Origin of the sequence: Kitasatospora sp. YST-16 (assembly GCF_026802215.1) — a bacterium.
GTDB classification, from domain to species: domain Bacteria; phylum Actinomycetota; class Actinomycetes; order Streptomycetales; family Streptomycetaceae; genus Kitasatospora; species Kitasatospora cineracea.
In genome coordinates this window covers 266,139-279,425 of the sequence record NZ_CP113837.1, presented here as the reverse complement: position 1 = coordinate 279,425, position 13,287 = coordinate 266,139, and the positions used below count along the sequence as shown (strand labels likewise).

General features: G+C 75.0%; 8 protein-coding genes. 4 read left to right on the top strand and 4 right to left on the bottom strand.

Annotated elements, in window-relative coordinates; genetic code table 11:
- Nucleotides 1-93 precede the first annotated feature (93 nt).
- Nucleotides 94-3,036 carry an FAD-binding and (Fe-S)-binding domain-containing protein gene (locus tag OU787_RS01295; RefSeq protein WP_268658217.1) on the bottom strand — a complete coding sequence of 981 codons (2,943 nt, stop codon included), beginning with the start codon at nucleotides 3,034-3,036 and terminating at the stop codon, nucleotides 94-96.
- Between the two features lie 471 nt (nucleotides 3,037-3,507).
- Here OU787_RS01295 and OU787_RS01290 point away from each other — a divergent pair, with 471 nt between their 5' ends.
- Nucleotides 3,508-4,683 (top strand): magnesium and cobalt transport protein CorA, encoded by a 1,176-nt coding sequence (locus OU787_RS01290; protein ID WP_030464581.1) that lies wholly within the window; start codon nucleotides 3,508-3,510, stop codon nucleotides 4,681-4,683.
- 22 nt (nucleotides 4,684-4,705) lie between these two features.
- On the opposite strand, the gene OU787_RS01285 is transcribed toward OU787_RS01290, so the two are convergent.
- The 3 genes from OU787_RS01285 to OU787_RS01275 form a co-directional block, all read right to left on the bottom strand.
- Entirely contained in the window at nucleotides 4,706-5,401 is a 696-nt protein-coding gene (locus OU787_RS01285) for a hypothetical protein (RefSeq protein ID WP_268658216.1), read from the bottom strand.
- Nucleotides 5,402-5,602: 201 nt separating this feature from the next.
- Nucleotides 5,603-6,172 (bottom strand): hypothetical protein, encoded by a 570-nt coding sequence (locus OU787_RS01280; protein WP_268658215.1) that lies wholly within the window; start codon nucleotides 6,170-6,172, stop codon nucleotides 5,603-5,605.
- A 474-nt stretch (nucleotides 6,173-6,646) separates the two neighbouring features.
- Complete coding sequence (locus OU787_RS01275; RefSeq protein ID WP_268658214.1) at nucleotides 6,647-7,072, bottom strand: hypothetical protein; 426 nt, start codon at nucleotides 7,070-7,072, stop codon at nucleotides 6,647-6,649.
- A gap of 512 nt (nucleotides 7,073-7,584) precedes the next feature.
- Between OU787_RS01275 and OU787_RS34725 the strand changes: the two genes are divergently transcribed.
- Genes OU787_RS34725 through OU787_RS01260 form a run of 3 tightly spaced genes read left to right on the top strand, consistent with a single transcriptional unit; the run spans nucleotide 7,585 to nucleotide 13,278 of the window.
- Nucleotides 7,585-8,859 carry an AfsR/SARP family transcriptional regulator gene (locus OU787_RS34725; protein ID WP_442788401.1) on the top strand — a complete coding sequence of 425 codons (1,275 nt, stop codon included), beginning with the start codon at nucleotides 7,585-7,587 and terminating at the stop codon, nucleotides 8,857-8,859.
- A 5-nt stretch (nucleotides 8,860-8,864) separates the two neighbouring features.
- Nucleotides 8,865-11,327, top strand: coding sequence for a TOMM precursor leader peptide-binding protein (locus tag OU787_RS01265; RefSeq protein WP_268658213.1), 2,463 nt, complete (start codon nucleotides 8,865-8,867; stop codon nucleotides 11,325-11,327).
- Nucleotides 11,320-13,278, top strand: a complete 1,959-nt coding sequence (locus OU787_RS01260; protein ID WP_268658212.1) for a TOMM precursor leader peptide-binding protein — start codon at nucleotides 11,320-11,322, stop codon at nucleotides 13,276-13,278. The genes OU787_RS01265 and OU787_RS01260 overlap by 8 nt, the downstream gene beginning before the upstream one ends.
- Nucleotides 13,279-13,287: the final 9 nt, after the last annotated feature.

The following is a 13,287-nucleotide window of genomic DNA, read 5'->3' as shown; positions in this document are numbered from 1 at the left end:
CTGATCGCCGCCGAGACCGGGCAGCCCCCCGACCGGGTGCGCGGACCCCTGCCGGCGGTGGCGGGTCAGGCCGGGCGGGTGGCTGACGGTGGGTCAGGCCGGGCGGGTGGACCGTTCCAGGGCGATCAGGACGGAGTGGTAGGTGCGGCCGGTGACGTGGTCCATGCCGATCTCGCACGTCCGGTTGGCGCTCAGGTGGGCGTCGAAGTCCCGGGCGAGCACCTCGGCGGCCTCGTGCCGGGTCGCCGAGGCGGTCAGCTCCTCGTGCAGCAGGCCGCGGTCGCCCGCGAAGCCGCAGCACTCGGCGTACACCGGGGTCACCACCTCGTCGCTGACCGCCCCGGCGACGGCGGCCAGGTCGCCGACCACGTCCAGGTGGCGCATCGAGCAGGTGGGGTGCAGGACGGCGCTGGCCAGCGGGGTGGTGACGGTCAGGTGCGGGAGCAGGCCGGCCGCCCAGGTGGTGGAGTCGACGACGGTCAGCTTCGCGTGCAGTTCCCGGTTGCGCGCGGTCAGGTACGGCAGGACCTCCTCGGCGATGCCGAGCGTGCACGAGGAGGCGTCGACCACCAGCGGCAGTTCGCCGTGGCCGGTCCACTCCCAGGCCCGTTCGACGATCCGGTTCGCCATCAGCGCGTTGCCCTCCAGGTAGCCCTTGGAGTGCCAGATGGTCGCGCAGCACGTCCCCGGCAGGTCGGCGGGGATCCACACCGGTTTGCCGGCCCGCCGGGACACCTCCACGACGGCCTGCGGCAGCGAGGTGTGCTCCCCGCCGCCGGTGGAGTCGAAGATCCGGTTCACGCAGGCCACGTAGTAGACGGCTGTCGCTTCGGCGCGCGGCCCGGTCGGCGGCAGCGCCTTCGTCGCGCCGGACGGGATCTCCGGCAGCCAGGCCGGGACGAGGTCGGGCCGGACGGCGGCCCGGGCCGCGCCGGTGGCGGCCGACAGCAGCCGGTCGGGCAGGTGGGCGGCGGCGTCCAGGCCGGTGCGGGCGGCGGCCTCCAGCAGGGCGAAGCGGTCGGCGGCCGTCCGCGCGTTCCGCTCCTCGAAGGCGGAGTGCCGCCGGTGCCGGAAGTCCTTCATCAGCGCGCCGGTGTCGATCCCGACCGGGCAGGCCAGCTTGCAGGTGGAGTCGCCCGCGCAGGTGTCGACGGCGTCGTAGCCGTACGAGTCGAGCAGCTCGTCCAGGACCTTCGAGCCCTCGTCCTGGCGGGTCATCTCGCGGCGCAGCACGATCCGTTGGCGCGGCGAGGTGGTCAGGTCGTGGCTGGGGCAGACCGCCTCGCAGAAGCCGCACTCGATGCACGGGTCGGCGACCGCCTCGACCGGCGGGATGGTCTTGAGGCCCTTGAGGTGGATCTCCGGGTCGCGGCTGAGCACCACTCCCGGGGCGAGGACGCCGTGCGGGTCGAACAGCTCCTTGATCCGCCACATCAGGGCGGTGGCCCGCTCGCCCCATTCGAGCGCCAGGTACGGCGCGAGGTTGCGCCCGGTGGCGTGCTCGGCCTTCAGCGCGCCGTCGAAGCGCTCGACGGTCATCGTGCAGAACGCGTCCATGAACGCGGCGTAGCGGCGGACGTCCTCGGGGCGGGAGGCGTCGAAGGTCAGCAGGAAGTGCAGGTTGCCGTGCGCGGCGTGCCCGGAGACGGCCGCGTCGAAGCCGTGCGCGGCCTGCAGTTCGAGCAGCGCCGTGCACGCCTCGGCCAGCCGGGCGGGCGGGACGGCGAAGTCCTCGGTGATCAGGGTGGTGCCGGACGGGCGGGTCTTGCCGACGGCCGTCACGAACGCCTCCCGGGCGTGCCAGTACACGGCGGCGACGGCCCGGTCACGGGTGAAGGTGTTGGTGGCGGAGGCCACCGGGCGGACCAGCTGCAGCTCCTGCACGGTGCGGCGGGCGGCCTGTTCGTATGCGTCCAGTGTTTTGTCATCCGGGCTGCGGAACTCCACCAGCAGGGCCGTCACCTCGCGCGGGATCTGCGCCCAGTCGTCCGGGACGCCCTGCACCGAGGCCAGCGCGCGCAGCGTGTTGCCGTCCATCAGCTCGACCGCGCGGGCGCCCAGGCCGTTGAAGCCCGGCACGGCGGCCGCCGCGTCCGCCAGGGTCGGGAAGAACAGCAGCGCGGTGGAGGTGCGGCGCTCCAGCGGCACCGTCTCGAACACCGTGTCGGCGACGAAGCCCAGGGTGCCCTCCGAGCCGACCACCAGGCCGCGCAGGATCTCGACGGGGGTGGCGCCGTCCAGCAGCGCGTCCAGCCGGTAGCCGTTGGTGTTCTTCAACTCGTACTTCGCCCGGATCCGGGCCACCAGCCCGTGGTCCGCCTCGACCTCCCGCTTCAGCGCCAACAGGCCGTCGCAGAGCGCCGGTTCGGCCTCCCGCAGCCGCTCGTCGGCGTCCGGCGCGCCGGTGTCCACCACGGTGCCGGACGGCAGCACGAACGTCACCTCGGACAACAGCCGGTAGGAGTTGCGGGTGGTGCCCGCCGTCATCCCGCACGCGTTGTTCGCCACCACCCCGCCCACCGTCGCCACCCGCCCGCTCGCCGGGTCCGGCCCCAGCAGCCGGTCGTGCCGGGCCAGCGCCGCGTTCGCCCGCAACACCGTGGTGCCCGGCGCGATCCGGGCGTGCACCCCGTCCGGCAGCAGCACGGCCCCCGCCCGGGCGCCCGTCCCCGCCCAGGCCCGGCGGACGTCCACCAGGATGTCCTCGCCCTGCGCCTGCCCGTTCAGCGACGTCCCCGCGGCCCGGAACACCAGCGTGCGGCCGTTGCGGTGCGCGTAGCCGAACACGGCCGCCACGTCCTGGACCGTCTCGGGGACCACCACCACCTGCGGCACGAAACGGTACGGGCTCGCGTCGGACGCGTACTTCACCAGGTCCGACACCTTGCTCAGCACCTTCGCCTCGCCCAGCAGGTCCACCAGGCCCGCGCGCAGCGGCTCCGGGGTGCCGGCCGCCCGCGAGTCCGGAACCCGGTCGGGCGAGTCCAGCAGGTTCGCGGGGCGCAGCAACTGCGGGGACGGGACGAAGAACGGCACGGCGCAGGTCCTTCTCGCGGAGGTCCGGGGGAGGGGCGGGGACGGTCCGTCGACCCGCCGTGCCCAGGGTGGCACCCCGACCGGCCGGAACGGCCGCGCGACGCGCGGGGCCGGGGCGTGCGGCGTGCGGGGCCGGGGCGTACCGCGTGCGGGGCTGGGGCGTGCGACGTGCGGGGCTGGGGCGTGCGGCGTGCGGGGCTAGACTGGGCCGCGGTCGTGACGCCGCTCCCGCCGGGCGTCCGGGGCGTACAGGAGGTGAGAGCAGTGGAGTGCAGTAGTCCGGGCCGAAGTCGGCCCCGCTCCGGGAAGTTCTCACCCGTTCCTGGCCCCCGGCACCGCCGCCCGCGCCGCGCCGCCCGCTGAACCCCGCGTTCACACCGGCACCGCCCTGCCGCGCCCGCCACCGGGGACCGCCGCCCGCCCCTCCCGTCCCCGGGCCCGGCCGGCACCAGACCCGTGGAGGTACCCGCCGTGTCCGACTGGCGTGTGCGCGCCGTGCGCGCGAGCAAGCGACCCTTCAGCCGCACCACCGCCCGGCGGCCCGCCGACCGCACCGCGGCCCCCGAGCACTCCATGGACCCGCGCTCCGAACAGCACTCCGACGTCCACGAGCCCGTCTCGCTGGAACGCTCCGTGGTCGACGCCGCCGTCTACCACGACGGCCACCGGATAGAGACCCCCGCCAGCCTCGCCGAGATCTACCGCGAACTCCCCGGCAAGCCCGGCACCATGGCCTGGATCGGCCTCTACCGCCCCGCCGAGGCCCAACTCGTCGAAGCCGCCGAGAAGTTCGACCTCCACGAACTCGCCCTCGAGGACGCCATCGTCGCCCACCAGCGCCCCAAGCTGGAACGCTACGGCGACACCCTGTTCGTCGTGCTGCGCGCCGCCCGCTACCTCGACGACGTCGAGGAGGTCGACTTCGGCGAGATCCACCTCTTCGTCGGCCCCGACTTCGTCCTCACCGTCCGGCACTCCCAGTCGCCCGACATCTCCATGGTCCGCAGCCGCCTCGAAACCGACCCCGACCTGCTCGCTCTCGGCCCCGAAGCCGTCCTCTACGCCGTCCTGGACGCCGTCGTCGACGGCTACGCCCCCGTCATCGCCGGACTCCAGCACGACATCGACGAGATCGAGACCGAGGTCTTCGGCGGCGACCCCGAAGTCTCCCGCCGCATCTACGAACTCTCCCGCGAAGTCATCGAGTTCCAGCGCGCCACCGGCCCCCTGCTGGAGATCCTCCGCGCCCTCGAAGGCGGCTTCCAGAAGTACGGCACCGACGAGGAACTCCAGCGCTACCTGCGCGACGTCGCCGACCACGCCACCTACGCCGCCGAACGCGTCGACGGCTTCCGCCAGATGCTCCAGAACATCCTCACCGTCAACGCCACCCTCGTCTCCCAGCGCCAGAACGAGGAGATGAAGCAACTCGCCGAAGCCGGCCACGCCCAGAACGACGAGATCAAGAAGATCTCCTCCTGGGCCGCCATCCTCTTCGCCCCCACCCTCATCGGCACCGTCTACGGCATGAACTTCGACGAGATGCCGGAACTCCACTGGATGTTCGGCTACCCCTTCGCCATCGGCCTGATGGGCGTGGTCTGCGTGAGCCTCTACCTGATCTTCAAGCGCCGCAACTGGCTGTGACGCTTGCCCCTCTGACTGTGGGTCAGGCGTACGTCCAGTCCGGGCAGTACTGGACGTGGAGGAGGGACGGGACGGCGGCGGTGTGGGGGGTGGGGAAGCGGGCGGGGGCGGTGGTGAGGTCGGTGCACTTGTGGCGGGGGGAGGGGTGGGCGAGGTCGTGGTGGTGGGCGGCGGGGGCCTGGGTCAGGAGGGTGTGGAGGGCGGTGCCGCTGTCCCGGAAGGCGGGGGCGCTGGCGGTGACGAAGAGGGTGGCGGCGGCGAGGGCGAAGTGCAGGTGGTCGCGGAAGTCGGGGTGGGGGAAGCGGTCGGCGAAGCGGGGCCCGGTGGGGAAGTCGGCGGCGGGGGTGGCGGCGCGTTGGGGGCGGCCGGGGCCGAGGCGGGAGCGGAGGTCCTTCCAGGCGCTGGGGCGGAACTGCAGGGAGTGGTGGGCGAGGACCAGGTCGAGGGCGGGGTGGCCGCCGGGGTACATCGGGGCGGGGGTGGGGCCGTCGGGCAGCGGGTGGCCGCGCAGCGGGAGGTGCAGCAGGGAGTGCGGGGAGCGGGCGGCCAGGGACCAGGCGGCGACCAGCCGGGCCAGGCCGGCCCGGTCCGCGTACAGCGTCAGCCAGTGCTGCTCGTCGCGCAGCGCCAGCCGTCCCGGCCGCTGCGGGACCTGGACGATCCGGTGGGTGCGGGCGCCGGCCCGGACGTGGTGCACGGTGATCGGTTGTTCCCCCATGCGGTGGGACCTTAGCCGGTGAGGAGGGTGAGGTGGTCGTCGAGGCGGCGGTGGAGGACGCGGCTGCGGTGGGTGGTGGGGTGGGTGAAGAAGAGGTGGGGGAAGGGAGGTCGGCGGCGGTGAGGCGGGCGGCGGCTTGGTACTCGGTGAGGGGAGGTGTCCCGGGGGAGGGAGGGGACGGAGGGTCGGTGCGGGCGGGGGTCAGTGCGGGCGGGGGTGGTGCAGGGAGAGCAGCGGGATCAGTAGGCAGAGTCCGATCGAGGCGGTGACTGTCAGGACGGCGGAGCTGGTCGGTCCCGGGCCTGGGGGGCCGGTGAGCAGGGTGGTGGCGGCGGTTGCGGCGGGCAGGACCAGGGCGGCGGTGAGGCGGGCGGCGGCCGGGGTGGGCGGGGTGGTGCGGTGGGTGGTCGGTGGCGGGTCGGCGGGGAGGGTGTAGGGGTGGCCGGAGTGCAGGACGTTCCAGGCGCGGGCCTGTTCGTGCTGGTCGGCGCGGCGTGCGGCGGTGGCCGAGCAGTGCAGCGCGCCGCCGGAGAGGGCGCCGGTGAGCAGTGCGCCGAGCGAGACGGGCCAGGGCAGCGGGGTGGTCAGCAGCAGGGCGGCCGCGGCGGGGGCGCACCACCAGAGCAGGCAGGCGGTGGCGGCGAGGCGGGCGGCCCGTGGGCGGTCGGCGCCTGCCCGCAGGTCGAGTAGGTCGAGCAGGGCGGGCAGGTGCCAGGCGCTGCCGGTCGCGGTCAGGGCGGCGATGCCGAGCGCGAGGGCGGGGTGGGGCACGGCGGTTCGACCTCCGGGGCGGCGGTTCCAGGGGAGGGGGTTGTTGGTGGAGCGTCAGTTGGCGTGGGGAGGGCTGGTTCCGGAGCGGGCGGGGATGGTAGCGGCCAGGTGCGGAGCCGGGGGTGCTGTGATGGGTGAGGTGGTCGGCGGCGGGGATGTCCGGATGGTGGGGCCGAAGGTTGGGGACTCGGGGCGGATCCAGGGCGGGATGGTGAAGTTGGGGAGGGGAGGGGAGAGGAGGGGGAGGGGCGGGGGGCGGGGAGGGGCGGCGCGGCGGCGTGCGCCGGACCACTCGGCGGGGGCGGCGTCCGGGGAGCGGTGCGGTCCCCGCCGAGTGGTGGCGATTCATGTTCGTGCGGTGGCGGCCTGCCGCTCCAGGGCCGATGGTCCTGCGGGTGGCGGCCCGAGGGCCCCGGTTTCGGGGGCGTCTGGTGCTGAAGGGCCCTGGGGGGGAGGGGGTGGAGGGGGGAGGGTTCAGGCTGCGGCGGGGCGGGCGTGCGGGTGGCCGCCGTGCAGGGTGTGCAGGCCGGCGGCGAGGCGGGCCGGGTCCTGGCGGAGCCACAGGCGCAGTGCGGTGCCCAGGGCGGTGCAGGGCGTGGGAGTGGTGGAGGGGGCGGAGGGCGCGGTGGGGGCGGGTGGCTGGGCCAGGTGGGCGGCCAGGGCGGGGAGCAGGTCGGCGAGTTCGGGCGGGAGCCAGACCGTCACCGCGCACGGGGCGAAGCGGCCGAGCTGTTCGGTGAGCCGGGGTGCGTCCTGGGCGAGCAGGGCGGGGAGCACGTCCAGCAGGGCGTCCGCGACCACCTCGGAGACGTCGCCCCGGTGCCCGTGCGCCAGCTGGCGCAGCAGCGTGCGCTCCGCGGTGGTGAGTCGGACAGCCAGCATGACCTCGTCGGATTCCATCACACGGCCTTCCCCGGACGCCCGTGGCGCCCACCCGATCGGCCCGCCTGGCGGGCCGGACACATCGCTGACCTGGGGTCACTGTCCACACCCGGAGCCGACGAGGGGAAGGGCCGAACGGCCCCGGATGCAGGGCCCGAACGGCAGAGCGGAATCCGCGGGGAGGGGGAGCGGGGGTGGCTGGTGGGGCGGGTGCGGCGGAGGGGTTGCGGGGGTCGGTCGGGGTGGGGAGACGGCCGTGGGGTTGCCGGGGAAGGGGTGGGGTGCGGCGGTCGGTGGTGCTGTCGGGGTGGCGGGTGAACGAGGGGAGAACGCTCATCAACTGGGCTGACAAACTGTTGACTTGATTGTGCGTCAGCTCCTATGGTCTGACCCTGCCAAGCCCGGCGATGCGGCGGGCGCCGATACCCCAGTGGGTATTCAGCGCAATCGGGGGCGGGCGCGGAACAGTGCTGTCTCTTGGTCGGGGCGCGGTTCGGCATGCCCGGAACGCGGTGGTCGGAGGAGAGTGCGTGAGTGTGGCGGTGGAGGCCGGGCAGGGCACCGGCGCCAGATTCACGGTGCTCGGGCTGCTGGCCATCGCGGACCGCCGGGAGTCGGCGGTGCTCCAACCGTCCAAGCCCGCCGCGCTGTTGGCGGTCCTGCTGACCCACCCCAACGCCGTCGTCCCGGTCGAATCGCTCCAGCGCGCGATCTGGGGTGAGGAGATCCCGGTGACGGCCAAGGCGTCCCTGCACTCCTGCGTCCTGCGGCTGCGCCGGCTGTTCGCCAAGTACGGCATCTCCGGCAGCACCATCGAGGCGCTGCCCGGCGGCTACCGGATGGCGGCCGACGCGCGCAGCCTCGACCTGCTGGAGTTCCGCGAACTGCTCGGCCGGGCCGACCGGGCCGCCGAACCGGCCGACGAACTCGCCCTGCTGCGCGCCGCGTTGGAACTCTGGCAGCCGCCGGTGCTGGGCAACGTGCACTCCGACGTGCTGCACCGCGAGGAGGTCCCGCGGCTGGCCGAGGAGTGGCTGTGGACCGTCGAGCGGGTCTACGACATCGAGCTCGCGCTCGGGCGATGTCGGGAAGTCCTGTCCGAGCTGTGGCCGCTGGCCAGGTCCCACCCGGCGCACGAGCGCTTCTGGGAACAGCTCATCGAGGCGCTCCACCGGACCGGGCGGCGCGCGGACGCGCTCGCCGAGTACCGCCGGGTCCGTGACCACCTGCGCGAGGAACTCGGGGTCGGGCCCGGACCGGCCCTGCGGCAGCTCGAACTCGCCGTGCTGAGAAGCGATCCGCGGACCCCGCCGTCGGCTGAGATCGGGGCAGGGGCAGGGGCAGGGGCAGGGGCAGGGGCAGGGGCTGGGGCTGCCGAGAAGGCGGTCGGGTCCGTCGAGGGGCTCGGGCCGGAGCGCGTCCGGCGGGAGGCGGCGCCGGGTCCGATGGCCGAATCCGTCACCGGGGACGCCGTCCTGGCCGGACTGGTGCAGGCCGGGTTGCTCCGGGAGGGGCCGGGCGGCAACTACCGGGTGCACGAGTTGCTGCGCGCCTTCGCCCTTGCAGCGGAAGGAAGTTGGGCCCGCGCGCCGGGGGCGTCGGAGCAGCCAGGTGCCGGTGCGGGCCCCGGAGTGGAGACCGGAGCGGAGACCGGTGGGGGCCCTGGAGTGGAGACCGGAGTAGAGACCGGTGGGGGCCCCGGAGTAGAGACCGAAGCAGAGCCGGACCGTGGTGCCGTCCCCGGTGCCGGTCCGATCCCGTCCGTGCGGCAGTCAGCCGCGCCGCTGCGTACCACCGAGGTGTGAGGGACATGGCCACGTACGAGGAGATCGCCGACAGCCGCCCACGGATCCGGCGCGACGTGCTGTACACCCAGACCCCCGAGGGGGTGCTGTTCCACAACGCCCACGGCGGCTTCGGCCTGACGGCGAAGGACGGCTACCGCTTCGCCTCGCTGATCGTGCCGCACCTGAACGGGCGCCACACGGTGGCCGAGATCAGCAGCGGGTTCGGCGCGCACCACCGGAACATGCTCACCGAACTGGTCCGCACCCTCTACAGCCGCGGCTTCGCCCGGGACGCCGGTCCCGCGGCCGAGGGCCCCGCGCTGCTCACCCCCGAGGTCGCCGCCCGGTTCGGCCCGCAGGTCGAGTACATCGACCACTACGCGGGCGGCGCCGAGGAGCGCTTCCACCGCTTCCGGGAGACCCGGGTCGCGGTGCTCGGCGAGGACGAACTCGCCCGCTGGGCCGCGCTCAGCCTGATCCGCAACGGCTGCGCCGCGATCGGCGTCCTGCCCGCGCTGACCGGGGCGCCCGGGTTCGCCGAGGTCGAGCAGGAGGCCGCCGAACTGGCCAAGGCCGGCTGCCCGGTGACGATCGACAGCCTTGCGGCGGGCGACGCGGACGTCGTCTCCGGTCTGTCGGCGGGCGACGCGGACTCGGCCCCCGGTCTGTCGGCGGGGGAGGCGGACGCGGCCCCTGGGTGGGGCGGGCTCGACGGCTACGACGTGGTCCTGGTGACCGGCCCGGCCGGCACCCGCCGGACCACCCGGCTGCTGGCGGCCGGCATTCCAGCGGGACGGCTGCTGCTCCCGGTCTGGACGATCGGCGGCAGCGCGGTGATCGGCCCGCTGATGTCCGCCGACCGCACCGGCTGCTGGACGTGCGCGGCCCTGCGGCTGGGCACCGGCGTCCGGGCGGGCGACGCCGCCGACCTGTGGAGCGTCCTCGCCCCGTCCGCGCCGCTCACCCCCGGCGACCGCGAGCCCGTCGGCCCGCTCGCCGCGATGCTCGGCAACCTGCTCGGCTACGAGGTGTTCCGCCTGATCACCGGCGCCCTCCAGGCCGAGACCGACGGCCGGCTGCTGGTGCAGGACCTGGACTCGCTGGACGTGATCGGCGAACCGCTGCTCCCGCACCCGCGCTGCCCGCGCTGCGGCGAGGGACGGACCGGAGCGGCCGAAGGAACCGGGGCGACCGTCACGGCGGCCGAACTCGCGGGCACGGTGGCCGAACCCGCCGTCACGGTGGCCGAGCTCGCCGCCGCGCAGGAGGCCGGACGCCGGACGCCCGGGGAGGACGACTCCGAGGCGGCGCTGGCCGCGCTGGACGCCCGCGCGGTCCTGGTCGGCCCCTACGCCGGGGTGTTCGCCGAGTACGCCGACGACACCTGGCAGCAGACGCCGCTCAAGCTCGGCACCGTGCGCCTGCACACCGCGACCGGCCGGCGGCGGGACATCACGGCCGCAGACGTGCACCACGTGGCCGGGGCCCGGCTGCGGGCCCTGTACCGGGCCGCCGAGGTGTACGTGGAGCACGTCGTCCCGCCCCGGGTGGTCGGCGGGGAGGAGGGGAGCGGTACGGCGGTCCGGGTCCGGCCGGAGGCGCTGAGCACCGCCAGCGGGCTGCCGGCCGGCGCGGTCCGGGCGTGGAGCCCGGCGACCTCGCTGCTGACCGGTGGGCAGGCCCTCGTCCCGACCGCCGCGCTGCGCACCTTCGGCCCGCACAACCGGGACCGGGTCTTCGAGGCGACCTCGGCCGGCACCGGCGCGGGCGGCACGCTCGCCGAGGCGACGGTGCGCGGCCTGCGCACGGCGCTCGGCTACGACGCGCTGCGGCTGGCGTTGCGCGGCCGACTCGCCGTGCGGCAGGTGCCGTTGGACGATTCGGTCGACCCGGTTGCCCCGGCCGAGCCGGTCGACTCGCTCGACTCGGTTGCCCCGGCCGGGGGCGGGGTGGACGCCGAGCTCGTCTTCCTGGTCCGTTCGGCCCGGAACCTGGGCCTGGCACCGGAGTTGCTGCGACTCGGCGGCACCGACGCCCCGCTGCCGGTGGTGCTGGCCCGGGCCGCCGACCCCGGGACGGGCCGCCACCGCTGGGCGCTCGGCAGCGGCCTCGCCCTGCGGGACGCCGTGGCGGAGGCGCTGCGCGACCTGCTCGGCGCGGCCCAGCTCGACCAGGAGCCGGAGACGGGGGACGGCCGGGCCGCCGCCGATCCGGGTGACCCGCTGATCGGCGAGCTGGACCCGGCGGTGCTGGCGCCCGCGGGGACGGCCGAGATCGCGGAGGCCGGGGCGGCGGAGGCTGAGACCGCGGGTGCCGGGGTGACGGATCTGGGCTGGGCGGCGGGCCTGGACTGGGCGGGCGTGCTGGAACGGCTCCGGGCCGCCGGGCGGGACGTCCTGCTGGCCCCGTGCGGACCGGCCGACCTGCGGGCCGGCCGGATCGAGGTGGTCAAGGTGCTGCTCACGGACGGGACTTCGGATGTCTGACGGCACGGCGGGCCGACCGTCCGGTGCGGTCGGGGTCGCGTACGCCGGGCCTTGGGGCGAGTTCTTCGACTGCTGGGCAAGGGAGTTGACGGAGAGTCAGGCTGGAACGGCCGTGCTGGCGATGCTCGGCGCCCGTGACGAGCTCGCTGCGGACGGCGCGGACGGCGCGGACGGCGCGGAGGAGCGGGGGGCCGGGACGTCCGTGCACGTCTACGGCCACCACGCCGTGGTCGGTCCGGACCAGCCGTCCGGCGGGGGCGGTGCGGGGTTGCCCTGTCCGCGCTGTCTGGCCCGGCGCTGGCAGGCGGTCCGTTCCGGGCAGTTGCGGAACGCGCTCGAACTGGGCACGGGCACCCGGGCGGCGGGGAGCCCGCCGTGGGCGGTGCCGTTCCTCACCGACGCGCTCGCCGCGCTGCTGGCGGCCCGCGCGGAGAGCGCCGAACGAGCTGGCGGGAAAGGCGAGTTGGGGTCCGTCCAGCTGCTCGACCTGGAGACGTTGCGGGTCAGCGGCTTCCCGTTGCTCGCCGACGCCGAGTGCCCCCGGTGCGACCGCCGGGTCGCGGACGAGGAGTCGGCGGCCCGGATCGAGCTGGCGAGCCGCCCGAAGCGGGCGCCCGACGACTTCCGGTTGCGTACGGTGGCGGAGTACGGGCTGTCGCTGCCCGCGTTCGTCAACCCGGTGGCGGGCATGCTCGGCCCCTCGGTGGTGCCGGACCTGGCGTCGGCCTCCACCTCCTCGACGGTGGGCTGTTTCACCATGCGTTCCGGCGACTACCTGCGCGAGTGCTTCTGGGGCGGGCACACCCCCCGCTACCGGGCCAGCGTCGAAGTCGGCCTGCTGGAAGGGCTGGAGCGGTTCGCCGGCATGCGGGCGCGCGGCAAGCGCACCACGGTGGTCGCCGCGTACGACGACCTCGGGGAGCGGGCGCTCGACCCGCGCAGCTGCGGCCTGTACACGGACGAGTTCCACCGGCGGAGCGGCGTGCGGCCGTTCGCCCCGGACCGGCCGGTCCCGTGGGTGTGGGGCTGGTCGCTGCGCGACCAACGGCCTTTGCTGGTACCGGAGATCATGGCGTACTACCACGCGCCCGGCGGCGTCGGGAACCGGTTCGTCCAGGAGAGCTCCAACGGTTGCGCGTCCGGCGGCTGCCTGGAGGAGGCGGTCTACTACGGGCTGATGGAGGTCGTCGAACGGGACGCCTTCCTGCTCGCCTGGTACGGCCGGCTCGCCCTGCCCGAACTGGACGGCCGCAGCAGCGCCCGGCCGCAGACCCGGGCGCTGGTGGACCGGTTGGAGATGTACGGCTACCGGGCCCGCTTCTTCGACACCCGGATCAGCTTCCCGATCCCGGTGGTGACCGCCGTCGCCGAACGCATCGACGGCGGCCCCGGACGGCTCTGCTTCGGCGCGGGCGCCAGCCTGGACCCGGAAGCGGCGCTCTGGGCCGGGCTCTGCGAGATCGGCACCGACGCCGTCAACCTGGTCGGCCGCACCCTCCGCGAGGAGCGCCGACTGCGGGCGATGGCCGCGGACTTCGACCTGGTCCAGGTCCTGCACGACCACCCGCTGCTGTACGGGCTGCCCGAAATGGCCTGCTACGCGGACTTCCTGATGGAGCGTCAGGAGACGGTGGCGCCGGTGGGGAGGCTCGCCGAGGGGTCGATCGCCCCGTCCGACGACCTGCGGGAGGACCTGCGGCACTGCGTGGACGCGGTGGCCGCGGCCGGTTTCGACGTGGTCGTCGTCGACCAGACCATGCCCGAGCAGCGCGCCACCGGCCTGCACACCGTCTCGGTGCTGGTCCCCGGCCTGCTGCCGATCGACTTCGGCTGGCGGCGCCAACGGGCCCTGACCATGCCCCGGTTGCGCACCGCACCACGGGAAGCCGGCCACTCGGCCCACGACCTGCGGACGGACCAGCTCAACCCCGCCCCGCACCCGTTCCCCTGAACCGCCCGC